Here is a 23433-nt window from a genome sequence, read left to right as displayed (position 1 = left end):
CTTTCCAGCATGCTTAAGATGCTAATTCCCCTGTTGTTGCCTACCCGTTGTAGGCCAGAATGCCGCCAAGCAGGTTGCGCACATTGCTGAAACCCTGCTGCTGCAGAAACGCTTTGGCTGAGGCTGAGCGGGCGCCGGAACGGCACTGCACGATCACTTCCTGGTCCTTCATCTCATCCAGATCCTCCAGGCGCTGTGGCAGCACACCTAAGGGAATATTCTGCGCACCCGGAATGTTTGTTTCCTGGTATTCCCAATCCTCACGCACATCAATAATGATCGGCGTTTCTCCCTTGTTGAGGCGCTCCTTCAGTTCTTCGGCTGTAATATCGGTTGCTGCTATCATGGTTTTGTCAATATTATTTTTTTGGTGATAATCGCTTTTCTGTTTTGAATACGCAAAGTATAAAGTCCCGGCGACAAATGTCCGAGTTGCAGGGTTTGCTGCCCTGCTTTGTACTGCTGGCTGTGCAGGAGGCGGCCCAGCATATCGTATACCTGTACCTGTTCATACGGTGCGCTGAGGTTTACCTCGCCTGTGCTGGGGTTCGGATATACCCGCATTGCCTTGCTGTAGCGTTCGTCTTCAATCCCGAGCGGCTCGCCTTTAAGCACAGGGCGCAGCATTACGGCACCATCAAACATGGCTTCCTCTATCCAGCCCGTAGCCACTGTATACGTAAAGCGGCGGCCAGCGGCACTTTCGTTCCTGTCGAACCCGATGTTGATGTACTGGGAACTTGGCTGGGACCAGCCCACATAGAAGCTGCCTTCAACAGGCACCGGCTTATCCAGCACCACCTCGTAAAACTCATTCTGGATGGTACTGTACCGGATGCTGAAGTTCTGCTGGTAGAGTGTTTCTCCCGGTAAACTATCCGCGGCGGCCCATACCCGGAAGGTAATGAATGTGCCTTCGATGCTCTTTCCAACTTTCGGGAAGTACACGCGGAACGCGGAAACCTGGTCAGGCTGGCTCAGGTCGTACCGCTGCGCCACCAGCACGTTCCCGTTTCCGGAGCTCACAAAGCTGAAGCCTGCCTCTGCCGTGCCGTCATCGTAGGCATAGTAATCAGAAAAAACGGTTTTGCGGGCAGTGGAGTCATTTGTCCGCTGCAAAGGGTTTTGCTCCTTGGTGTCCAACAGAATGCCATGTTGCAGGGTAAACTCCCCGGATGCCGGCAGTCGTGTTTTGGCTAGCGTGGGGGTACCCGCAATTTCATATTGGCGAGCCATGGCAGGAATCAGCGCCTGGCCCCGTAGAAATGTATCGGCACTTGTGGCACCCAGCCGCTTCACATAGCCTCTCCAACTGATGGCACCAGGCATATTACCGAGGTTGTTGAGTGTTGCCCGCACCTCTTCGGCCAGCTCAGCCTCAGGGTTCTGCAGAAACTGCCGGGCAGGCATGGCGGTGTAATGCTTCAGCAGTCGGCTCACACCCTCACTGATGGCGATGTCGCGGGTGGTGTTCTGCCCTTTGCGCCTGTTTTTATCCAGCACAATATAATCCAGGTTCCATACATCAGCCAGCCCGTTTCGCAAACCGATGTTGCGGAACCTGAACTGAAAGCCGCTGTGGAAATAGCGTGGTTCCCGCAGCCCTACAAAAAACTGTGCAAAGTCGGTGGCCCTGCCTACAGCCGACTGCCGCCATACTTCCTGCCAGCTGCCGGTGTTGTCCTTGAACTCCAGCACCAGGTAGCGCAGGTTGTTTTCCGTCAGATCCGGCACATCGCCCAAGCCACCGGATTGCCAGTAAAAGCTCAGGTACACAGAGTCAGCCGGTGTGAGGCCGCCGAGTAGTATAGGCGCAGAGGCGAGTGTGTCGGAGGCCCCTGCCGATACCGAACCCGGTGCGTAGGGCATTCCAAGGCTGTTTAACCCATCCAGGCTGGCTACATTCTTGGTGAGCGGCTCAAAGCCAAAGCGGTTGTTGACAGTCACACCGGTGCTGTTCCAGCGCTGCGTATTGAGGGTGTTGGCGCCTGAGAAATCGTCAAAAAAAGGAAGCGACAAAGCAGCCGGCGCGCGTAAGGCTGGCGCAGCCTGTTGCACCGCACGCCCTGCCTCCTGCTGCAGGGGCTGCAACACTACCTGTGCCGTGGCTCCTGCCGCACAGCACAGGATACCAAGTATAAGCGCCAGCTGTTTTCTCATGCTCAATGTACCATAAACCCGTTTACTGAAAGTATAGCCTTGCTTCTAACGCCGCGGAGCAGCCAGGGCAAGTATCAAGTGTAATTTAATATCCGAAGGCAAATTTGCCTCCTTACAGCGCAAAGGAAGTGCCCAGCGCGTTTGCAGCGGAAAGCCACCTCCTGCATGTATAACGAAAGCGCCCGCCGTTTCTGGCAGGCGCTCCTGATTTATTCCTTCCTGTGCTACTCTATTCCCTGCAGCTGCTCGTCGCCGGCCACCCATAAGTCTACCAGTTCGCCTACGCGAATCTTGGCGCCCACTTCGGCAAAAGGACGCTGCTTCACAACAGTTCCTGTCGGCTCTGTACTGCTGGCGTCGTAGAAAATGTTGCCAACCTGCAGCCCCTGCCCTGCCAGCAGCACCGATGCCTCATCCACCGGCATACCCACCACACTGGGTACCTCAAACTCTGTATTACCCAGACCGTCGCCCACGTGCAGGTCCACCACAGCGCCTTTTGGCACCAAAGCCCCCGGCGCAACTTCTTTTCCGCCAACAAACTGCTTCAGCACAGCGTTCTGCTGCAGGTCCGGCACGTACGTGATCTTGCCTTTTTTCAGGTCGTAGCTTTTGAGGATGAGCTCTGCGTTTTTCACCGATCCGTCAATCAGCTTCGGCATCTTGATCATCGGCGGGTTCTTCATGTTCACGGAGATGTAAATCTTCCGGTCCTCTTTCACCTTCGCCCCCGGCGCCGGGTCCTGCGTCAGTATCTCAAACGGCTTCTGGTCCGACCTGTAAGTAGAGTCGTTGATGAAGTAGCGAAGGCTCTGCTCCTCCAGCAGTTGTTCCGCATCCCCCAGCTGCATACCGGTAATCTTCGGCACTGATATCGTTTCGCCATGGTTAGTGGCAGAGGGCAGGTACAGGTAAAAGAAGCCGAAAATAAGTGCGGCAACAATCGCCGCCATTATCGTCAGATGCACCAAGACACTTACAAAAGAATTTGCTTTAAACATGGGTTTTATTTGAGACATTAGATATTAGATAAAAGACATTAGACTTCTATAAAACACCTTCAAACTCTTTAACTTTTAATTTTTTTAACTCTTTATAACTGTCCCTTCATCTTGGTACGCTCCACGCCATACTGCAGGATGCGGTCGATAAAGTCGTAAGGCTTGTAACCGTTAATGGCGGTTTGGTGGAAGATACAGGTGGCCGGCGTCATGCCCGGCAGCGAGTTCACTTCTATAATGATCGTCTCCACCTCGTCATTTTCCAGCACGCGCACAAAGGCATCGATGCGGGCATAGCCTTCGATGTTCAGAATCTGGGCCACACGGCGCAGGTCTTCCTTTACTTTATCTGAAATTTTCTGGCGACGCACCGGGTCAGCGGCGTAGCGGGCGGGTGTAATGTTCTGCCCCTCTCCCGCCAGAAACTTCTCCTCCAGCGACAGCACCTCGCCTTCAGCCAATGCCTCAGATGCCTCAAATATTTCGTAGTTCACTGTGCCATCCGGATCATACTTGGTAAGCAAACCGCCCGTAATCTCCAGGAAATGCTTGGCTCCGTTTCGGGAGATTAGTGTTTCCACCAGAAAGCCTGCCTTATTCGGGAATTCTTCCTTAAAGCCAAGCGACAAGGTGCGGGCGCATTCGGTATCCAATTCTTCCATCTCACGGAAGATCAGGTGAGAAAACGCTGCCAGCTCCTGGCGGTTCTTTATCTTCTTAACGGCTGAGCTGCAGCCATCGTCTGCGGGCTTGGCAATAAACGGATACGGAAACGCTGCCTCTATACCCTGAAAGAAAGCTTCCTTGTCCTGCATCCAATCCTCTTTGAGGGCCATGGCATGCTTTGCCACCGGTACACCGTGTTTGGCTAGTATCTCGTTGGTTTCATACTTGTTGATGGTGATTTGAGACGAGCGGATACCAGAGCCGTTGTACGGGATGTACAGCTTCTCTAACTCCGCCTGCAGTGCCCCATCCTCGCCCGGGCGACCGTGCAGGGCAATGAACACCGCATCGGTCAGATTTTTCAGCTGCTCATAGCTAATGCGCTGCGGCTCCTGCAGCGTACTGCCCGTATACTTGCGGGTGATGCTTTCGGCTTCTTCCGTGATCTGCGCCAGCACCGGGTGCGGCTTTCCACCTTTCTCAAAGTAATGCACTTTCTCCTTGATGTCGTCGGCATTGTCCTTCAGCATCACGTTGATCGGAATGGTGTACAGGCGGTGCGACTCGTTGCTGCCCGTCAGGAAGATGGGCAGCGGCTCATACTTGGTAGACGAAGAAAGCTTCTCGTAGATATTACGACCGCTCTCCACCGAGATATGGCGCTCAGAAGAGTAACCGCCCATGATCACACCCACCCGGATTTTATCGTGCCGGTGCGCCTGCTGCTCCTGTATGGATTTATCGAGCTTTTGCAGCAATCGCGTCAGCTTCACGGTGTCTTTACCGGTTTTCAGACGCTCAGCCACCGACGTTCGGATGATATAAGTCAGGAACTGCGATGGGTTCAAGCCTATTTCTGCGGCCTGGTGGAAGAAGAACGACGAAGGCAGCATGCCTGAAGTCGTGTTCGGATCGTTCAGGAAAATGTCCCCAGTTTCCGTTATAAAGCCATCCAGACGCGCATACACGTTAAAGCCAAAGTCCTTGAAAAGCTTGCTGCAGTCTTTCCGGATTTGCTGTATCTGCTCTACAGGCAGGTTAATTGGTGTAATCTTACGGCTCAAACCCGGTAGGTATTTTGAGCGGTAGTCAAACATCTCATTGCCCTTTACGATCTCGGTAGGCGGCAAGGCAATCGGCTGTCCCTGCTCGTCCTGCACTACAATGCAGGAGAATTCTTTGCCCTGTATAAAAGCCTCTACCAGCACCTGCTGCTCGTGCTCCACATTGGTAAGTGTGATGCTGTCGGTAGCGGAGCTGGAGAAGGTGTGGTTAATGTGGTTGAAAAGCTCTTCCGGGTGATAGATGATGGAGCCATCCTGCAGCAGTACCGGCATGCCGATACCCTCACGGATGTCCACCAGCTGTTTTATACTTGTCAGCTGCTTCTCCTCGCCCATTGCCAGCCACTGGCTCTTGTAAATGGTTTTGGTGAAGAAACTGCGGTCTACCCCTGTCTCGAAGGTGGTAAAATCTTTCTCCTTCACGATAGAGATGCCGATGGAAGAGCCCTGATGCGGCGCCTTCAGTACCAGCGGCAGACCCAGTTGCGCTACCAATTGCTCAAAAATCGACTCCCGCTTGCTGTGGTCGGCCCAGTCGCTATACTTGATCAGGCTGTAACCGGGCGTGGCAAAGCCGTTCTGCTTCAGCAGTTCTTTCTGCGCCGCCTTGTCAATTCCAATCGCAGAGGGAAGTATGCCGGAGCCGGAATACGGGATGTGGTACCACTCCAGTAAGCCCTGTATACTGCCATCTTCGCCGTAAGGGCCGTGCAGCGCCAGAAACGCAAAGTCAAAATACTGCTTGAACTCGTTTGGCTGCAGGCGCTTACCCGCTTTAGCAATGATCTTGTCCTGCTCTTCGATACTCAGCTCACCCAACGACTCCAGGTAGATCTGCAGGCCGTGCTCGCTCTCAGGCAGTGCCTCCACCGGCGGGTAAAAGTCGCGGATAGTGCCTTTGTAGATGTACTGCCAGTCGAGGCGGATGAAGTTGCCGAGGCTGTCCACAAATACCGGAACGGCTTCAAAGAGTGCTTTATCTAAATTATCGTAAACCGTACGGCCACCCGCAAACGAGATTTCCCGCTCACGCGACGGACCACCGAAAAAGATTCCTACTTTCATACAGGCAAAGGTACTAAATGAGGGGCTTAATTTAAGTAGAAATTAGAAGCTTAAAAAGTGGGAGCATTTATACTTGAGAAGCCGGAAAATAAATCCTGACAAGTATAGCCGGACTATGCGTTAAAAGACGCTGCGAGTGTTCGCAGAACCTCGCAGCGTCTGTTGCTTCGTAGCAGTAAAAACGCTTGCGTCGGCAGAGTCAACAGGATGTAGTGTTTGATTCTCTAATCCACCTAATTTTCACAGCTGATATTTTCTCCGTCCCCAGCCGCTCCTCCGGACATACCTTAAAATTATTTTTCAGGTAGAAGTCTAAGGGAGAGTTATACTTCTCTCCGTTGCTTTTCACGTCCCTATCATGATCTATGACCCAGCCGCTCAGTTGGCTCTCCTTTTCCTGAACAAGGCGCAGCAGACGTTTTCCGTACCCTCTCCCCTTCAACTTACCATCTACTAACAAGGCAAACCAGGTTTCTTCCGCCCGTTCAAAAAGAAAAAACCAACCGCATACTTCTCCGGCCTCGCTAAGAAGCAAATAATGCCGCTTCTGCATCAAGCCTTTAAGATACTCTTCGAACGCAGCAAGAGCCGCATACTGCAACTGCACCGGGTATTCCTGGTTCCACAGCTGTAGCACCTGCCTTTTCTGGCCAGCTGTTAATTCTTTTATTTCAACTATATCCACCCGTTTCATACTTTGATTTGGATAGGCCATTCGCTGCCGAAAGACCTGCGAGCGTTCGCAAAACCTCGCAGCGTCTGATGCCTCGTGGCTGGCAAGACGCTCGCAGGACCTTCGGACACTGCGAGGTCATCGGGGACTCCTACTTTTTCAGACCTCCCTAAAATCAGAAAAGCCACTGGCTCGTGGCGCAGCGGCTAATCCTCCTTTGGCTTATTGTGTATGCCTTTATACTTTGTGAAGTCTTTTATACTTCTAACTGAAATATTTAGAAGTCTATTGTGTTAAATCTAACGTCTAAAATCTTACTTATTAAAACGGTGGTTCCTCATCGAAGTTGGATGTCGGGAAGCCGCCGCCTCCGTTACCCCCGTCGTTCATGCGGCTACCCAAGCGAATAGACCCTGGTGCATCGGCATCAAACGTACTGTTAGGCAAGGCGTTAAAGCCGCTCATACCATCTCCCCCGAAATCATTGTCGAGGTTCGTAAATTTAGTATACTTACCGATAAATTTCAACTGCACGTTTTCCAGCGATCCGTTACGGTGCTTGGCGATGATCACCTCGCCTACACCGGCCGTCGGATTGCCCATCTCGTCTTCGGTAATACCGTAGTATTCCGGGCGGTACAGGAAAAGCACCATGTCAGCATCCTGCTCGATGGAGCCGGATTCACGAAGGTCAGACAGCTGCGGGCGCTTATCACCGCCACGCGTTTCCACGGCACGGCTTAGCTGCGAGAGCGCGATTACCGGCACGTTCAATTCTTTGGCCAGCATCTTCATGGCACGTGAGATGGAGGCAATCTCCTGCTCCCGGTTACCGTTCGACTTTCCATCGGCATTGCCGCTCATCAGCTGCAGGTAGTCGATGATGATCATCTGGATATCGTACTGGGCCTTCAACCGGCGGCACTTGGTGCGAAGTTCACGAATAGACAACCCAGGGGTGTCATCAATAAAGATAGGCGCCTCGGTCAGCTTCGCGATTTTATGGTTCAGCTGTGCCCACTCATACTCCTCCAGGCTTCCCTTCTTGATCTTCTCCGAGTCCAGCTCAGCTTCTGAAGAAATAAGACGATTCACCAGCTGCAGCGAGGACATCTCCAGAGAGAAAATTGCCACACCTTTGTTGAAATCAACAGCGGCATTGCGCATGCACGACAGTACGAAGGCTGTTTTACCCATCGCCGGACGTGCGGCAAGTATAACCAAGTCAGATTTCTGCCAGCCCGATGTTACACGGTCCAGCGCCATCAAACCGCTTGGCACACCTGTTAAACCGTCGGCCTGCTTGCGCTTCTCCTCCAGTTCCTTGATGGCCTGGTGCATCAAAGAGCGCATGTCATCGAAGTTCTTGCGGATGTTGGATTCCGATACTTCGTACAGCTTCGCCTCAGTTTTATCCAGCAACTCGAATACGTCAGTAGTATCCTCAAAGGCGCTGGAAAGCACTTCTGAGGAGATGGAGATCAGGTCGCGCTTGATGGAGTTCTCCGTGATGATACGGGCGTGGTACTCGATGTTGGCAGCGGAGTTTACACGGGTGGTCAGTTGGGTGACGTAGTAGGCACCGCCTGCAATCTCCAGCTCGCCCTGCTCGCGCAGTTCGTGCGTCACCGTCAGTATATCAATCGGCTCCGACTTATCAAACAGCGCCAGTATAGCCCTGAAAATGCGCTGGTGTGCCTCCTTGTAAAAGCTTTGCGGGCGCAAAATATCAATTACCGTGGTCAGGGCATCCTTTTCCAGCATCAGAGCGCCTAGCACGGCCTCCTCCAAGTCCAGTGCCTGCGGTGGCTTCTTACCCAATTCCGAAAGAACGGGGGCTTTCTTCTGCCATCCGTTCCGGTTGCCCGCAGGCCGCACATTCATTTTCATCTCCTCCATAGTCACAAATTTAGCAGCTCTGGGAGAGATTCAATCTTTATAACCCTGTTAATAATCCACAAGATATCCACAAAGTATCCACATATTGCCGTATAGCCATTTTAATTTGGGAAGGAATTCTAAATTTGTAGGTTCGCTACATCATTAGCATCGCACATGGAGAAGAAGGATTTAAAGCACATACACCTGATTGCCGTTGGCGGCAGCATCATGCACAACCTGGCCCTGGCCCTGCACGACAAAGGCCTGAAAGTAACGGGCTCTGACGACGAGATTTTTGAGCCGGCCAAAAGCAGACTCGCCGCCGAGGGTATACTTCCCTCAGAAGAAGGTTGGTTTCCGGAGAAACTGGATGCCTCCGTGGATGCCGTTATACTGGGCATGCACGCCCGCCCCGACAACCCCGAACTGAAGCGGGCGCAGGAGCTCAACATTCCTGTCTATTCTTTCCCGGAGTTTATTTACGAGCAGAGCAAGGACAAGCAGCGCATCGTAATCGGGGGCAGCCACGGCAAGACCTCTATCACCTCGCTCATCATGCACGTGCTGCAGCAACTGGGCCGCAAATTTGATTATGCCGTGGGTGCGCAGCTGGAAGGCTTCAACCGCATGGTGAAATTAACAGATGATGCACCCCTGATTATCATAGAAGGAGACGAGTACCTCTCCGACCCGATCAAGCGCATACCCAAGTTCCACCTCTACCACCACCACATTGCTGTAATCAGCGGCATCAGCTGGGACCACATCAACGTGTTTCCTGACCAGGACATTTACCGCGAGCAGTTCCGCATTTTCGCCGAAATGACACCGAAGGCTGGCACGCTGATCTACAATCAGGACGACGAGCAGGTGCAATTGGTGAGCGTGCCGCGCAACCCTGCTGATATCTCCTACATCGGTTACACGGTGCACGAGCACAGCATCAAAAACGGCAAAACCATTCTGCATACGAAGAAAGAGGGCGACGTGGAGATACAGCTGTTTGGGGAGCACAACCTGCGCAACATTTCTGCTGCTAAGGAAGTGTGCAAGAAAATTGGTGTGAAAGCGAGTGATTTTTACGCGGCAATTCAAAGCTTTAAAGGAGCGGCCAAGCGCCTGGAGAAGATCGGGGAATCTGACAGCGCAAACATTTACCGTGACTTTGCGCATGCGCCTTCTAAAGTAAAAGCCACTTCAGAGGCGGTAAAGAAGCAGTTTCCTCAGCGTGATCTGGTAGCGGTGCTGGAGTTGCACACCTTCAGCAGCCTGAACCGGAACTTTATACCCCAGTATGCCGGTGCGCTTGCGCTGGCTGATGAGCCGATCGTATACTTCAACCCGAAAACCATTGAGCACAAGCGCATGGAGATGCTGACGGAACAGGAGTTGAAAGACGCGTTCCAGAACCCCAACCTGCACATCTACACCGACTCTGAAGCGCTGCAGCAGCACCTGACCAGCCGCAACTGGCAAAACGCCAACCTGCTGCTGATGAGCTCGGGCAACTATAACAACATGAATCTGGAGGCGCTAACGCAGGCGGTTCTTAACGCATAACCAAGTACAGCCATGAAATTACACCTGAAGCGCCCGCTCGTTTTCTTTGACCTGGAAACCACCGGCACCGACATCGGCAAAGACCGCATTGTGGAGATCAGTTGCCTGAAAGTGATGCCCGGCGGAGAGGAAATCCTTAAGACCCGCCGCATCAACCCCACCGTGCCAATTCCGCTGGAGTCGAGCCTGATCCACAAGATTTACGACGAAGACGTGAAGGACTGCCCTACATTCAAGGAAGTGGCGCGGGAGTTCAGCAAGTTTCTGGAGGGCTGCGATCTGGGTGGCTACAACCTGCTTCGTTTTGATATTCCCCTGTTGGCCGAGGAGTTCCTGCGCTGCGACATTGACTTCGACATTGAGAACCGCCACATCGTGGATGCCTGCCGCATTTTCCACCAGATGGAGAAACGCACCCTGTCAGCCGCCTATAAGTTCTACTGCAACAAATCGCTGGAGAACGCCCACAGCGCCGAGGCCGACACCATCGCTACCTACCACATCCTGATGGTGCAACTGGACCAGTACCAGGAAACTCCTTTCGAGACAAAAGAGGGCTTGACAGAGTACCCCGTGCAGAACGACATGGCGGCGCTGCATAAGTTCACGGTCGATAAAACGGCTGATCTGTCGGGCCGCATCGTGTACAACCCAGCTGGCCAGGAGGTGTTCAACTTCGGCAAGTATAAAAATGTGTCGGTAGAGGAAGTGCTGCAGAAAGAGCCAAGCTACTACGACTGGATGATGAAAAGTGAGTTCCCGCTGTACACCAAGAAGATCCTGACACGCATCCGACTGCGCAGCATGCAGACGTCGTAATGAGACAGTTGCATTATCCTCTTGCCATTGTCATCTCGACGTCAGGAGAGATCTATTTAGAACTAGTAAAGATTTCTCCTGACGTCGAAATGACAAATGTTGATGATGAGGTTGTAAATGGGTTGTGAGAAACTAAAAGCGCCTGAAATATTCCATCTTTAGCTTCTTACGGCATCAAATAAAAAGGGAGAGGCCGCTGGATACCAGCGGCCTCTCCCTTTTTTCATCAAGTACAATTATTACTTCTTTTTGTTGCGGGTCCTATCTAGTGATGACACATTTTTCAGGAGCGTGTTTTGCTGTGATACCTTGTGCACACAGTTGTTGCCCGGCGCACGGGAAGCGCACTCGCAGCCGGTGATCTGGTTGCCGGAGAACGTGAAGTAGCAGAATCCGCAACCTGCGGCAGCCTGGCACATGTGCTTCGATCCCTTGCTGCTTAAATACAGGCTATTGTCGGCGGCTACATCCAGGGACAAAGCCATACTTCTGAACTGTCCGTTTTGCATGCCGAGGCCCACCAAATAGTAAGCCGGATCGTCTTCCTTCGTCTCCTGCACCTTGCGGATCATCACTTTGTCTACCACCGTACCATCGCCAAACTCCCGGATAAAGGGCTGCATGAGCTCTGTGGTGGGCACAATATAGTCCACCGTGTCGAACACCACCTGCGCCAGCAGCTTTCCGTCGTAAGGCTCTTCCTCTATATCCTCTGGGCCGGCCTCGCTCTCATCGCGAATTGCATCGCGGGTAGTACAGGCGGACCCCAGGATCAGCAGGAAAAACAGCATATAACGTAGACTTGGCAAAGCAGCAGGCTTGGCTAAAGCCTGCAAAGGGGCGCATACCTTCATGAGGGTTGGTTTTTATCTGGCTTTGTAGTACTGCAGGGCCTCAGGCATGTGCTTCTGCAAAGCGGCTTGCCTGGTACCCGCGCTTGGGTGCGTTGAAAGGAACTCCGGTGGCGCCTGTCCACCGCTTTCCGCCTCCATGCGTTTCCAGAAAGATACAGCTTCTTCGGGATTATATCCAGCCATGGCCATAAATATTAGGCCTAGGCGGTCGGCTTCCGACTCCTGCGTACGGCCATACTTTAAAAGCCCTAATTGAGAGCCAACGCCGTACACCGACATCACCAGGTTAGTGGCTGCGCCCGGCTGTGTACCAGCCAGGGCCGACAGCGTCTGTCCGCCGAACTGCTGGGCCAACTGCTGGCTCATGCGCTCGCTGCCGTGCTTGGCAATGGCGTGGGCAATCTCGTGGCCCATAACCACGGCAAGGCCCGTTTCATTTTTAGCAATAGGTAGAATACCGGTGTACACAGCCGTTTTACCGCCGGCCATCGCCCAGGCATTCACCTGCGGGTCGTCGATAAGGTTAAACTCCCAGTCAAACCCCTGCAGCTCGCCCTGCAAACCGTTTTGCGCCATGTAGCGCTCCACGGCGCCCTGTATGCGCTGCCCTACCCGCTTCACCATGGCGGTGGCCTGCGCGTCGCGTGATATCTTGCTTTCGCTGATTACCTGGTCATAGGCAGCGTAACTCTGCTGCTGCATCACGGACTCAGGCACCAGGCTTAGCTGCCGACGCCCCGTAATGGGCACGGTAGTACAGGCTACCATTGTCACCACAGCTACTGTAAATGCTACAATTTTCTTATACATGTCTTTCTAATTTTAGTGGCTTTAAAGAATTCGTTCCAAATTTTGAACCAATTTCTCTAAAATCAATTTTAACGAGATCAATTTTTAAAGGCAAAGCAGCTGTATTCCACCTTGCCATAGGCTTATCTCCTAAAAGTCAGGAGATAAAAATTCTGCTTTTTCTGTACAGGTATACGTCTGCCAGCCATCAAAATGTTGTCATGCCGCCGGCTATACTAATTGCACTGTTCCGAAGTTAGAATAAAAGAAGTTCAGTTGCCCGGGCGCTGTCGCCCCGCATAATTTTTCGCCACATTTGCTGCGGCGCTGCGTTAAAAGTCCTATTTTTGAGAATAGAACCGAAATCAGTACGTACATGAAGATATTAGCCATCGGCCGGAACTACGCCGAGCATATTGCAGAACTCAACAACGAAGTACCCGACGAGCCCGTCGTCTTTTTCAAACCCGACACAGCCATACTTCGCCACAACGAGCCTTTTTACTACCCCGAGTATACTTCTGATGTGCATTACGAGGTAGAGTTGCTGCTGCGCATTTGCCGCGAGGGCAAGAATGTGGAGAAGCAGTTCGCGCATAAGTACTACGACGCCATAGGCCTGGGTATTGACTTCACGGCCCGCGATTTGCAGACAAAAGCCAAAGCCAAAGGACTGCCGTGGACGCTGGCGAAGGGCTTTAACGGCTCCGCCCCTGTGTCCGAGTTCCTGCCCCTCTCTAATTTCCCCGACCTGAAAAACATTAACTTCAGCTTGAGCGTGAACGGCGAGGAGAGGCAGAAAGGCAACTCAAAGATGATGCTCAACTCGTTCGACGACATCATCGCCTACATTTCACAGTTCATCACCCTGAAAACGGGCGACATTATTTTTACAGGAACACCGGAAGGCGTAGGCCCGGTTAAAATTGGAGATAGATTAGAAGGGTATGTTGAAGATAAGAAGCTTCTTGACTTTGAAGTCAAATAAGAAATTGCTGGCTACGGCCATACTTGCTATGTTTACCGGCTGGGGCGCGATGGCGCAAATTGCTCCTGAGCCGGGTTATTTCCTTTTTCCGATAAAGCCGGGGGAGCGTAATTTCCTGTCGGGGACGATGGGCGAGATCCGCTCCAACCACTTCCACGGCGGCCTCGACATTAAAACGGAGCAGCGCGTGGGCCTGCCGGTGCACGCCGCCGCCGATGGCTACATTTCGCGGGTAAAGCAGTCGAGCTACGGCTACGGCAACATCATTTACGTGACGCACCCCAACGGGCTGGTAACGACCTACGCGCACCTGCAGGAGTATTACAAGCCGCTGGCCAACTACATGGTGCAGCAGCAGTACGAGAAGCAGGCCTTTGACCTGGAGCTTTTCCCGGAGCCGGGCCAGTTCCCGGTGAAGCGCGGCGACGTGATCGGTTTATCCGGCAATACGGGTGGCTCAGGCGGGCCGCACCTGCACTTTGAGATCCGCGACAAGGAAGACCGCCTCTATAACCCGCTCAAGTATAAATTTGCGGAGGTGATTGACACCACGCCGCCGGATATCTACAGCCTGGGCATTACCCCGCTGAACATTTATGCGCGCGTGAACAACGAGTTTGAACGCGCCGAGTTCCGCACTAAGCAGGTGGGCACTAACTATACTTTAACCGACACAGTGTATGCACACGGCCTGCTTGGCCTCGACTTGCTGACCATTGACAGGCTGGACGGCGCCGCCAATAAGAATGGCACGCAGGAAGTGACCCTGATCGTGAACGGGGAGCCGCTCTACAACCACTACATCGACCAGGTGCCCTTTGAGCTTTCGCGTCAGGTATCGCAGCACATTAACTACGAGCAGTACAAGCGGAAAGGCAGCTCCTTTCAAAAGGCTTATGTAGATTACGGCAACGACCTGCCGCTCTACAAGACGAAGGAGCGCTACGGCCGCATCAGCGTGCTGTCAGACTCGGTGTACCGGATAAAGCTGGTGACGCAGGACTCCTATAACAACACCTCTACCCTAAGCTTTATCGTGAAGGGGCAGAAGCCGAAGTTTACCCAAACCCTTGCCAAGGGCGTGAAGAAGCCGGCAATCAGCTACGAGATCATGGGCAACGTGCTTAAGATCAGTGCCACCGACACCGGCAGAACCGCTCAGAACATTGAGCTGTACATGGGCGACAAGGCGCTGATGCTGGTGCCGAGCTACATGAAGAACTCCACCTCCGTCAGCCTCTTTGATTTAAGGGCCGGTCTGCCTGACTCCATGCGTTTCTGCGGCATCAGCAAAGCGCTTGGCCTGGAGCGGATGGTGCCGCCCAACAAAGAAGTGCTGTTTACGAACCGCTACGCCAAGGTGCTTTTCGACAAGCAGTCGCTCTACGACACGCTCTATTTGAAGACCAGCCTGGAGAACGGCGTGTACACCATCGGGGATTATTTCACGCCGCTGCACAAGGCCATTCAGGTAACCATCCGGCCTGACACCACCGGCCTGGATATGAAAAAAGCGGCAGTATACTTCCTGGGTACCGGCCGTGGCCGTGGCTATACCGGTGGCAAATGGGACGGCAACACAATCACCTTCTCCACCAAAAACATGGGAAAATTTAAGGTGCTGGAAGACACAAAGGCCCCTACTATTAAGTTGATGAACAAGTCGCCGAACCTGATCAGCTTCAAAATCGGGGACGACCTGTCAGGCATCAACTCCTTTAACGCCTGGGTAAACGGCAAGTGGGTGCTGATGAAGTATGAGCACAAAGACGCTACCATCTGGTCTGAGAAGTTAGACAAAAACGTACCTTTGTCCGGGGAGGTGGTGCTGAAGGTGAAGGACAACGCCGGTAACGAAGCGACTTACACGGGCAGAATTTAAGTTAGACAAAGGAATATTTGATGAAGGACAAAGGACTTTTGAAAAAGAAAAACAGAGTCCTTTGTCTTTTGTCAAAGAGTCAAAAATTACAAAAACATGCAACTGAACATCGGAGACAAGGCGCCTGAATTTGAGGGCAAAGACCAGAATGGCAATACTGTAAAACTAAGCGACTACCGCGGCAAAAAGGTGCTTTTATACTTCTACCCGAAGGACAATACCAGCGGCTGCACCGCCCAGGCCTGTAACCTGCGCGATAACCACAGCGCCTTACAGCAAGAGGGCTACGAGGTAATTGGCGTGAGCACCGACAGCGAAAAATCGCACCAGAACTTTGTCGCCAAGTATGAGCTGCCCTTCACTCTGATCGCCGATACTGACAAGCAAATTGTGGAGCAGTACGGCGTGTGGCAGGAGAAATCGATGTACGGGCGCAAGTACATGGGCACCATGCGCTACACGTTTCTGATTGATGAAAACGGCGTGATTGCGGACATCATCACCAAAGTAAAGACGAAAGAGCACACTGCACAGGTGTTGAAATAAAAACTAAAACGCAGTTGCCTAGCCGGGCCGCTGCGTTTTTCGTTATATTTGACCATAAGACTACTGCCGGAGCTACGTGTTTTACTTAGGCAGCGGCCTATACTGTTTCGGACGGAACAACGTACACACGCCATCCGCAATTCTTAATTCAACTATTTATCATTCATAATCCAACAAAGTGAATCCACACAACAAGAGCATTGAAGAGCTAAAGCAAACAGCTTCGCAGGTGCGCCGCGACATTGTGCGCATGGTGCACGCCGTAAACTCCGGACACCCGGGTGGCTCCCTTGGCTGCACCGATTACCTGGTGTCGCTATACTTTAAGGTGATGAACTACAGCACCGATTTTAAGATGGACGGCAAAGGCGAAGACCTTTTCTTCCTAAGCAACGGCCACATCTCCCCTGTTTTTTACAGCGTGCTGGCGCGTGCCGGTTACTTTGATGTAGCAGAACTCGCTACCTTCCGTAAGCTCAACTCCAGGCTGCAAGGCCACCCGACCACGCACGAAGGACTGCCAGGCGTACGCATTTCATCTGGCTCACTCGGCCAGGGACTTTCCGTGGCAATTGGCGCGGCGCAGGCGAAGAAGCTGAACGGCGACGACAGCCTGGTATATGTGCTGATGGGCGACGGAGAACTGGAAGAAGGCCAGGTGTGGGAAGCTGCCATGTATGCGCCCCACAACAAGGTCGACAACCTGATCGCCACCGTAGACCGCAACGGACAGCAGATTGACGGCTCTACAGAGGAAGTACTGAGCCTGGGCGACCTACGCGCGAAGTTCGAGGCTTTCGGATGGAACGTAATGGAGACCAACGGCAACAGCTTCGAGACATTGCTGCCAACGCTGGACCAGGCGAAAGCCGCCACTGGCCAGGGCAAGCCGATTATCATTCTGATGGACACGGAAATGGGATTCGGTGTTGACTTTATGATGGGCTCTCACAAATGGCATGGCGTGGCTCCAAACGATGAGCAGCTCGAGATTGCCCTGCAGCAATTGGCCGTAGACGTAGCCTCAGATTACTAGACCGTTATTCTGGCCCTAGGGCCTTTACGTTTTCTGCTAACAGCACAGCATGGGTAAGTGGTGCAAAAGTGTGATGGCGATAGCCTTGTTGCTGCTACTGGCGGCAACGGGAACTGCTTTTGCCCAGGAGAAAAAGCCGCAGCCCAAAACGCGCATCCTCTTTTTGCTGGATGCCTCGGGAAGCATGCTGGCCAAGTGGGAGAACAGCGACCGCATGGTAGTTGCCAAAACCCTGCTGGCCCACCTGGTAGATTCGCTCGACCGCTACGAGAACCTGGAGGTGGCGCTGCGGGTGTACGGCCACCAGTTTGGCCGGGAGCGCAACGACTGCAAAGACACGAAGCTGGAGGTGCCGTTTGCCGAAAACAACTCCGCTGTGATTAAGAAAAAGCTGGAAAGCCTGATTCCGCGGGGCAATACACCGATCACGTACTCCCTGGAGCAGGCCGCCGGTGACTTTCCGGAGGACCGCTCCCGCAACGTGGTGATCCTGATCACAGACGGGCTGGAGTCCTGCGGCGGCGATCCGTGTGCCATGTCGGAGGCATTGCAGCGCAAGCGCATTTTCCTGCGGCCCTTTATCATTGGCATTGGCATTGAGCCGCAGTTTGAGCAGCAGCTGAGTTGCATTGGCCAGTACTTTAACGCGGCCGATGTAAAGACCTTCGAAACGGTGCTGTCGGAGATTGTGACGCAGGCGCTAAGCGAAACCACGGTGAGCGTGGAGTTGCTGGATGCACAGAATCGCCCCCGGGAAACGGGCGTGAACATGACGTTCGTTAATACGCTGACAGGAGAGCCGGAGTACAACTACGTGCATTACCTGGATGCCAAAGGCAAAGCCGATGTGCTGGATGTGGATGCGCTGATTCCGTACCACCTGCAGGTGCACACCACGCCAGCCGTGGTGGAGCGCAACTTGAAGATCAGGCCGGGCAGGCACAACGTAATTCAGGTAAAGGCACCGCAGGGCGAGCTTTACTTGCGGCAGGACGGACCATCGCCTTACGGGCAGTTGCAGGCCATTGTGCGGCAAACTGGATCAGAAAGAACGCTGAACGTGCAGGCTTTCGGTAACCGCCACAAGTACCTTGCGGGCACTTACGACCTGGAGATCCTGAGTACGCCGCGCATCCAGCTGACCAATGTGGAGCTAAAATCCGGCGAATCGAACGTGATCACCATTCCGCCACCGGGCCAATTGGCGATACCCTCGCAGATGCAGGGCTACGGAAGCGTATATGCTTTGGCCGAGGGCGGCGGCCAGCGCTGGCTGCTCAACCTGCCCGAGGACAACAGTAAAGTAACCCTGGCCTTACAGCCGGGCAAGTATAAATTAGTTTACCGTATGAAATCAGCCCAGTCCAGCAAATTTACGTTTGTACAGGACTTCACCATTCGGTCGGGCGCAACAACAACTGTAAAAATCTTCAACAGATAAAAAATGAAAGAGTACACGTATACAGAGAAAAAAGACACCCGCTCTGGCTTTGGAGCCGGACTTCTGGAGTTGGGCCGCACCAACCCGAACGTAGTGGCCCTTTGTGCCGACCTGGTAGGCTCCCTGAAAATGGGCGACTTCATCAAGGAGAACCCTGAGCGCTTTTTCCAGATAGGCATTGCCGAGGCAAACATGATGGGCATCGCCGCTGGCCTGACTATCGGGGGCAAAATCCCATACACCGGCACGTTTGCCAACTTCTCTACCGGCCGTGTTTACGACCAGATCCGCCAGTCTATCGCCTACTCCAACAAGAATGTGAAAATCTGTGCTTCGCATGCAGGCCTGACCTTGGGCGAGGACGGTGCCACGCACCAGATACTGGAGGATATCGGCATGATGAAAATGCTTCCGGGCATGACGGTGATCAACCCATGCGACTACAACCAGACCAAAGCTGCCACCATCGCCATCGCTGATTACGAAGGTCCGGTATACCTGCGCTTCGGTCGCCCTGTGGTGCCTATCTTCACTCCTGCTGATCAGAAGTTCGAAATCGGTAAGGCAGTGATGCTGAACGAAGGCACCGACGTAACCATCATCGCAACAGGCCACCTGGTATGGAAAGCCATACTTGCCGGTAAGATCTTGGAAGAAAAAGGCATCTCTGCTGAGATCATCAACATCCACACCATCAAGCCATTTGACACGGAGGCTGTGTTGAAGTCGATTGCCAAGACAGGCTGTGTGGTAAGCGCCGAGGAGCACAACCGCATCGGTGGCCTGGGCGACAGCGTGGCACAAGCGTTGGTTACGACCAAGCCTGCTCCGCAGGAGTACGTAGCGGTTAACGACTCCTTCGGAGAGTCTGCTACGCCTGAGGAACTGATGGAGAAGTATGGCCTGACTGAGAACGATATCGTGGCTGCTGCACAGCGTGCTATCAGCAGAAAAGGTTAAGCAACAGCTCACACACAAGTATAAAGAGGCGGCTCCCCTAAGGAAGCTGCCTCTTTTTTTGTAGCTATGCCTTTGGCTCACAAGATCCTTTTAGGATGACAATGAAGAGTTTCCAGGATGATGATAAAGAAAATGAAAACGCCCTGCCTGTTGCTACATGTCAAGTATAAATATCCGAGGGTTTATACTTGAGAGTATAAAGTTTAAACCCGGGCTTAGTATATTTAAGCTTCTGCTTATGTGCACGTGGAAGATAAAGAGATATTAGAAAAATTCGCCCAGCCCGAGAGCCGCAACCTGGCATTCAACCAACTTGTGCGCAAGTACCAGCAGAAGATTTACTGGCACATCCGCAAAATGGTCATCGACCATGACGATGCCGATGACCTGACGCAGGATGTGTTCCTGAAAGTATGGAAGAACCTGGAGAATTTCCGGCAGGATGCTCAGCTCTATACCTGGATTTACCGTATCGCCACCAACGAGTGCCTCTCCTTCCTTTCCAGTAAGAAGCGGAAGTTCTTTCTGCCGCTGAATGATGTAACGGCAGAGCTGATGGAGAAAGTGGAAGCCTCGCCTGAGCTGGCCGGCGACGAAATTCAGCTGAAGCTTCAGAAAGCCATCCTGCGCCTGCCCGACAAACAGCGCCTCGTGTTTAACATGAAATACTACGACGAGCTGAAGTATGAGGACATGTCGCAGATACTGGGCACATCGGTAGGTGCCCTGAAAGCCTCGTATCACATCGCTGTAAAAAAAATTGAAGAATTTCTGAAACAGGATTAAACTTTGCCCTGCTAACGCAATCAAACCTGTATAGCAAAAGCCTCATGAAGAGAGAGATAAAACTAAACGATATTCCAAAGCGGCAGCCTTACCAAGTGCCTGACGGCTACTTTGATAAGTTGCCGATGCAGGTAATGGCGCGTACGGTTGCCCCTGAGGCTCCGGCTCCCTGGCTGGAGCAGGTATGGCGCCCGATGCGACTGGCCATTGCCCCACTTCTGCTGCTGTTGGTTTTTGTAGGCGTTTATTTCGTAAACACACAGCAAGCAGCACAGCCCGCTCCGGCCACTGTGGCCTCGCTGTCGGATGCGGAGATCATGCAGTACCTGAACGACTATGCCCAGGTGGATGCCACAGACTTGGAAGAGCATGCCATGGCTGACGCGGAACTTGCATCAGAATTTTTGAACGTAAGCGCCGGAACCGCTGAGGCGGAACTGGAATACTATCACCTTAACAACCTGGATTATTAACCAACCCGATGAAGCGTTACACACTACTGTTACTTCTTTTCTGCGCTTTCACCCTTGGCGGCACCACTGTATTTGCTCAGGATAGCAAATCGAACGAAAGAAAGGAAAACGTGGAGGCTGCTAAAGTTGCCTTCATCACCGATAAAATGGGCCTCACGGCCGAACAGGCTCAGCAATTCTGGCCGCTGTACAACGAGTATGAGGCCAAACGCCGGGATATGGTAAAATCGTACCGCAGCGGCTACCGCCGCAACCTGGATGAGCTAAGCGAGCAGGAGGCGAAAGCCCGCATAGACGGCATGTTTGTGACCAAGGAGCGTGAGCTGAACCTTGAGCAGGAATACGCTGCCAAGTACCAGCGCATCATCACAAACAAGCAGTTGATAAAGCTTTACCGTGCCGAGCGCGAATTCACTAAAATGCTACTGAAACGCCTGGACGATAGAAGAGCCGGCAACTAATCTTTGCTAAAGTTGAGAAAAAAAGCGGCACCTCGATTAGAGGTTCCGCTTTTCTTTTAGGGCTTGCTATACTTCTGACCCGGGAACATTATAGCCTCCCTCCTAATGGTGGTTGCACTATTTTTACACTTTATACTTGTCTGCTGTTTGCTGCTCCACTCCTTTTGTATTATCCGGCACGAATACGCCTAATTTGTCATCCTGAAAGGATCTTGGTGGAAGCCAGTTTATACGTTTTAGAAGGGTATTACAGCTCGCCCACAAGATCTTTACAAGATGACAGGGATAAGGGTATGGATGCAAACAAAAAGCGACTGCGCTTAAGGGATAACGCAGTCGCTTTAAGATGATTTTGATGCTGTTGCACCTGTTAACTAGTAGCCCAAAGTATAAACTCTGGAAATCTCTCTACGACTTCTTCTGCTTGGCGATCCAAGTTTCCATTTTCTTCTCCAGCACCGCCAGCGGCATCACACCGCTCATAAGTATCTCATCATGGAAGGCTTTGATGTCGAAGTCATCGCCTAAGGCCTTTTCGGCGCGCTGGCGTAGCTCCTTTATCTTCAGCTCTCCTATTTTATAGCTCAGCGCCTGGCCCGGGATCACCATGTAGCGCTCTATTTCGGCTACGGCGGCTTCACGGCTTGTCAGTTCATTGTCCAGCGAATACTGAATGGCCTGCTCGCGTGTCCAGCCTTTGGCGTGCATGCCCACATCCACCACCAGGCGTATGGCCCGGTGCATCTCATCGCTTAGGCGGCCGAAGTACTGGTATGGGTCGGTGTAGAGGCCCAGCTCTTTGCCGAGGCTCTCGGAGTAAAGCGCCCAGCCCTCGCCAAAGGCTCCGTACCAGGCATACTGCCTGAACTTTGGAAGCCCCTCCTGCTCCTGCTGGATAGAAATCTGGTAGTGGTGTCCCGGAATAGCCTCGTGTAGAAACAGTGATTCCATGCCGACTACATTATAGGTACTGGCATCAAGTACAGGCACGTAGAAAATTCCCGGTCTGGAGCCGTCCGGTGCCGGCGGATTGTACTCGGCGCTGGCCGATGCCGCCCGGAATGCCTCTGTCTGCCGCACCTCAAACTTAGATTCCGGAGTGATGCCGAACAGCTGGCTTAGCTGTGGCTGCATGCGCTGCTCAATGTCGCGGTAAGCGTTCAGCACCTGCTCCGGCGACTTGTACGGAGTAAATTTAGGGTTGTCGTTTACGTACTTAAAGAATGCCTGCAGATCGCCCTTAAAGCCCACCTGCTCCTTTACCTGCTCCATTTCGCTGCGGATCCGCGCCACCTCCTGCTGCCCAATCTCGAATATCTGATCGGGTGTCATATCGGTGGTGGTCCAGTAGCGTACCAGGTAGCGGTAGTAATCATCACCACCTTTTATGCCGCTAATGCCCGTGGTGGCACGGCTAACCGGCAGGTACTCCTGCTGCATAAAATCGTACAGCTTTTTGTAGGTGGGCACCACCTGCTCGTTTATGGCTGAAGTATAGGCCTGGCGGATGCTGTCTTTCTGTGCAGCCGAGAAACTGGCCGGCAAGTTGTTTATGGGTGCCCAGTATATAGATTTGCTTGGGTCATCTACCAGCATGGCCTGCAGCTGGGGCAGAATCTTTTGCGTGATGGTGCGCGGCAGCACAATGCCCACGCTCATGCCCCGGCGCATGTTGGCGATAGCCGTGTCGCCCCACACGCTGAAACCTTGGATGCGGCCCAGAAAATCCTGGTAATCTTCGGGGGTTTTGAACGGCTGGTTGCCTGAGCCGGAACCAAGCTGCGCCATCGTGATAGGAAGGCCCCAGAACTGGTTGATCGGCAACAGGCGCGACGGCATATCAAGCCCCTCCAGCGACACCTGCATTTCATACTTAAATATGTCGTAGCTCACCTGCTCCTGTGGGCTTAGCGCACTTCGGTCTATCTTGTTTATTTTTTCGAGGTAGCTTTGATACAGTTGGCGCACCTGCTGGGTGTGCTCCTGGCTGATGTCGTTGGGCAACTGGTCGTTATAGCGGTTGTCGGCAATGGCGGTGGCTTCCATCGGGAAGAGCTTCAGCCGGGCCTCAAAGTAGTTATCAAACAACTGGCCCAGGTCCTGCTCAGATGCAACAGCCTCCGTTGCCTGCTCCTGCTCAGAGGTACGGGTACAGCTTACTGCCCCCAGCGTTGCCACGGCCAACGCCGCGCATAAAGTGAGTCTATGTTTATTCATTTTTCGCTGAATGATGAATGAAAAGATGGAATATGTGAGAAGTATAAAATAAAACGCATAGCGCGCTTCCATACTTTAAATTAAACAAAAAAGGTGAGACTCCAACGCCCC

General features: G+C 52.8%; 21 protein-coding genes. 11 read left to right on the top strand and 10 right to left on the bottom strand.

Annotated features, from left to right (window positions below; translation table 11 throughout):
• Positions 1-40: 40 nt before the first annotated feature.
• The 6 genes from A0W33_RS14200 to dnaB all read right to left on the bottom strand — a co-directional run bounded on the left by A0W33_RS14200 (position 41) and on the right by dnaB (position 8528).
• Positions 41-346 (bottom strand): rhodanese-like domain-containing protein, encoded by a 306-nt coding sequence (locus A0W33_RS14200; protein WP_068838802.1) that lies wholly within the window; start codon positions 344-346, stop codon positions 41-43.
• Positions 343-2160: a T9SS type A sorting domain-containing protein gene (locus A0W33_RS14195; protein WP_068838801.1), complete on the bottom strand. Its 1818-nt coding sequence runs from the start codon at positions 2158-2160 to the stop codon at positions 343-345. The genes A0W33_RS14200 and A0W33_RS14195 overlap by 4 nt, the downstream gene beginning before the upstream one ends.
• A gap of 224 nt (positions 2161-2384) precedes the next feature.
• The gene (locus A0W33_RS14190; protein WP_068838800.1) at positions 2385-3161 is read right to left on the bottom strand and encodes a PASTA domain-containing protein; all 777 of its coding nucleotides are present in this window, start codon (positions 3159-3161) and stop codon (positions 2385-2387) included.
• 92 nt (positions 3162-3253) lie between these two features.
• Positions 3254-5956, bottom strand: a complete 2703-nt coding sequence (locus A0W33_RS14185) for a D-alanine--D-alanine ligase family protein (RefSeq protein WP_068838799.1) — start codon at positions 5954-5956, stop codon at positions 3254-3256.
• Positions 5957-6155: 199 nt separating this feature from the next.
• Positions 6156-6650, bottom strand: a complete 495-nt coding sequence (locus A0W33_RS14180) for a GNAT family N-acetyltransferase (RefSeq protein ID WP_157578047.1) — start codon at positions 6648-6650, stop codon at positions 6156-6158.
• 300 nt (positions 6651-6950) lie between these two features.
• Complete coding sequence (gene dnaB / locus A0W33_RS14175) at positions 6951-8528, bottom strand: replicative DNA helicase (RefSeq protein ID WP_068838798.1); 1578 nt, start codon at positions 8526-8528, stop codon at positions 6951-6953.
• 156 nt (positions 8529-8684) lie between these two features.
• Between dnaB and A0W33_RS14170 the strand changes: the two genes are divergently transcribed.
• Both A0W33_RS14170 and A0W33_RS14165 read left to right on the top strand, forming a co-directional pair.
• On the top strand, positions 8685-10070 hold the full coding sequence (locus tag A0W33_RS14170) for a UDP-N-acetylmuramate--L-alanine ligase (protein WP_068838797.1): 1386 nt from the start codon (positions 8685-8687) through the stop codon (positions 10068-10070).
• A 12-nt stretch (positions 10071-10082) separates the two neighbouring features.
• Positions 10083-10889, top strand: coding sequence for a 3'-5' exonuclease (locus A0W33_RS14165; protein WP_068838796.1), 807 nt, complete (start codon positions 10083-10085; stop codon positions 10887-10889).
• A 239-nt stretch (positions 10890-11128) separates the two neighbouring features.
• On the opposite strand, the gene A0W33_RS14160 is transcribed toward A0W33_RS14165, so the two are convergent.
• The 3 genes from A0W33_RS14160 to A0W33_RS21255 all read right to left on the bottom strand — a co-directional run bounded on the left by A0W33_RS14160 (position 11129) and on the right by A0W33_RS21255 (position 12671).
• Positions 11129-11680: a hypothetical protein gene (locus A0W33_RS14160; protein WP_229802267.1), complete on the bottom strand. Its 552-nt coding sequence runs from the start codon at positions 11678-11680 to the stop codon at positions 11129-11131.
• Between the two features lie 75 nt (positions 11681-11755).
• Positions 11756-12553, bottom strand: a complete 798-nt coding sequence (locus tag A0W33_RS14155; RefSeq protein ID WP_068838794.1) for a M48 family metallopeptidase — start codon at positions 12551-12553, stop codon at positions 11756-11758.
• Positions 12546-12671 (bottom strand): hypothetical protein, encoded by a 126-nt coding sequence (locus tag A0W33_RS21255; protein WP_262502125.1) that lies wholly within the window; start codon positions 12669-12671, stop codon positions 12546-12548. The genes A0W33_RS14155 and A0W33_RS21255 overlap by 8 nt, the downstream gene beginning before the upstream one ends.
• Before the next feature lie 237 nt (positions 12672-12908).
• On the opposite strand from A0W33_RS21255, the gene A0W33_RS14150 reads away from it, so the two are divergent.
• From A0W33_RS14150 to A0W33_RS14110, 9 genes are all read left to right on the top strand, one after another.
• Positions 12909-13520, top strand: a complete 612-nt coding sequence (locus tag A0W33_RS14150) for a fumarylacetoacetate hydrolase family protein (RefSeq protein ID WP_068838793.1) — start codon at positions 12909-12911, stop codon at positions 13518-13520.
• Entirely contained in the window at positions 13507-15402 is a 1896-nt protein-coding gene (locus A0W33_RS14145) for a M23 family metallopeptidase (RefSeq protein ID WP_229802265.1), read from the top strand. Before A0W33_RS14150 ends, A0W33_RS14145 begins: the two co-directional genes overlap by 14 nt.
• 96 nt (positions 15403-15498) lie before the next feature.
• Positions 15499-15948 (top strand): thioredoxin-dependent thiol peroxidase, encoded by a 450-nt coding sequence (gene bcp, locus A0W33_RS14140; protein ID WP_068838792.1) that lies wholly within the window; start codon positions 15499-15501, stop codon positions 15946-15948.
• A gap of 178 nt (positions 15949-16126) precedes the next feature.
• The gene (locus A0W33_RS14135) at positions 16127-16984 is read left to right on the top strand and encodes a transketolase (RefSeq protein ID WP_068838791.1); all 858 of its coding nucleotides are present in this window, start codon (positions 16127-16129) and stop codon (positions 16982-16984) included.
• 49 nt (positions 16985-17033) lie between these two features.
• Positions 17034-18425, top strand: coding sequence for a vWA domain-containing protein (locus tag A0W33_RS14130; RefSeq protein ID WP_082815243.1), 1392 nt, complete (start codon positions 17034-17036; stop codon positions 18423-18425).
• A gap of 3 nt (positions 18426-18428) precedes the next feature.
• Positions 18429-19385, top strand: a complete 957-nt coding sequence (locus tag A0W33_RS14125; RefSeq protein WP_068838790.1) for a transketolase family protein — start codon at positions 18429-18431, stop codon at positions 19383-19385.
• Positions 19386-19631: 246 nt separating this feature from the next.
• Entirely contained in the window at positions 19632-20171 is a 540-nt protein-coding gene (locus A0W33_RS14120; protein WP_068840141.1) for an RNA polymerase sigma factor, read from the top strand.
• Positions 20172-20215: 44 nt separating this feature from the next.
• Entirely contained in the window at positions 20216-20644 is a 429-nt protein-coding gene (locus A0W33_RS14115; RefSeq protein ID WP_068838789.1) for a hypothetical protein, read from the top strand.
• An 8-nt stretch (positions 20645-20652) separates the two neighbouring features.
• On the top strand, positions 20653-21105 hold the full coding sequence (locus tag A0W33_RS14110; protein WP_068838788.1) for a Spy/CpxP family protein refolding chaperone: 453 nt from the start codon (positions 20653-20655) through the stop codon (positions 21103-21105).
• A 408-nt stretch (positions 21106-21513) separates the two neighbouring features.
• Here A0W33_RS14110 and A0W33_RS14105 read toward each other — a convergent pair whose 3' ends face one another.
• Entirely contained in the window at positions 21514-23322 is a 1809-nt protein-coding gene (locus A0W33_RS14105) for a DUF885 domain-containing protein (RefSeq protein WP_068840140.1), read from the bottom strand.
• Positions 23323-23433: the final 111 nt, after the last annotated feature.

The organism is Pontibacter akesuensis (assembly GCF_001611675.1).
In the GTDB taxonomy this organism is placed as follows: domain Bacteria; phylum Bacteroidota; class Bacteroidia; order Cytophagales; family Hymenobacteraceae; genus Pontibacter; species Pontibacter akesuensis.
The sequence above is the reverse complement of the archived record's forward strand: the minus strand, read 5'-3'. Positions and strand labels throughout refer to the sequence as shown.

Bases quoted from the DNA above. Each gene is read 5' to 3' on its own strand.
- A0W33_RS14190 (WP_068838800.1), bottom strand. From the start codon at position 3,161: ATGTTTAAAGCAAATTCTTTTGTAAGTGTCTTGGTGCATCTGACGATA.
- dnaB (WP_068838798.1), bottom strand. From the start codon at position 8,528: ATGGAGGAGATGAAAATGAATGTGCGGCCTGCGGGCAACCGGAACGGA.
- A0W33_RS14150 (WP_068838793.1), top strand. From the start codon at position 12,909: ATGAAGATATTAGCCATCGGCCGGAACTACGCCGAGCATATTGCAGAA.
- A0W33_RS14170 (WP_068838797.1), top strand. From the start codon at position 8,685: ATGGAGAAGAAGGATTTAAAGCACATACACCTGATTGCCGTTGGCGGC.
- A0W33_RS14180 (WP_157578047.1), bottom strand. From the start codon at position 6,650: ATGAAACGGGTGGATATAGTTGAAATAAAAGAATTAACAGCTGGCCAG.
- A0W33_RS14160 (WP_229802267.1), bottom strand. From the start codon at position 11,680: ATGCTGTTTTTCCTGCTGATCCTGGGGTCCGCCTGTACTACCCGCGAT.
- A0W33_RS14125 (WP_068838790.1), top strand. From the start codon at position 18,429: ATGAAAGAGTACACGTATACAGAGAAAAAAGACACCCGCTCTGGCTTT.
- A0W33_RS21255 (WP_262502125.1), bottom strand. From the start codon at position 12,671: ATGGCAAGGTGGAATACAGCTGCTTTGCCTTTAAAAATTGATCTCGTT.
- A0W33_RS14200 (WP_068838802.1), bottom strand. From the start codon at position 346: ATGATAGCAGCAACCGATATTACAGCCGAAGAACTGAAGGAGCGCCTC.
- A0W33_RS14130 (WP_082815243.1), top strand. From the start codon at position 17,034: ATGGGTAAGTGGTGCAAAAGTGTGATGGCGATAGCCTTGTTGCTGCTA.
- A0W33_RS14155 (WP_068838794.1), bottom strand. From the start codon at position 12,553: ATGTATAAGAAAATTGTAGCATTTACAGTAGCTGTGGTGACAATGGTA.
- A0W33_RS14115 (WP_068838789.1), top strand. From the start codon at position 20,216: ATGAAGAGAGAGATAAAACTAAACGATATTCCAAAGCGGCAGCCTTAC.
- A0W33_RS14195 (WP_068838801.1), bottom strand. From the start codon at position 2,160: ATGAGAAAACAGCTGGCGCTTATACTTGGTATCCTGTGCTGTGCGGCA.
- bcp (WP_068838792.1), top strand. From the start codon at position 15,499: ATGCAACTGAACATCGGAGACAAGGCGCCTGAATTTGAGGGCAAAGAC.
- A0W33_RS14105 (WP_068840140.1), bottom strand. From the start codon at position 23,322: ATGAATAAACATAGACTCACTTTATGCGCGGCGTTGGCCGTGGCAACG.
- A0W33_RS14165 (WP_068838796.1), top strand. From the start codon at position 10,083: ATGAAATTACACCTGAAGCGCCCGCTCGTTTTCTTTGACCTGGAAACC.
- A0W33_RS14185 (WP_068838799.1), bottom strand. From the start codon at position 5,956: ATGAAAGTAGGAATCTTTTTCGGTGGTCCGTCGCGTGAGCGGGAAATC.
- A0W33_RS14110 (WP_068838788.1), top strand. From the start codon at position 20,653: ATGAAGCGTTACACACTACTGTTACTTCTTTTCTGCGCTTTCACCCTT.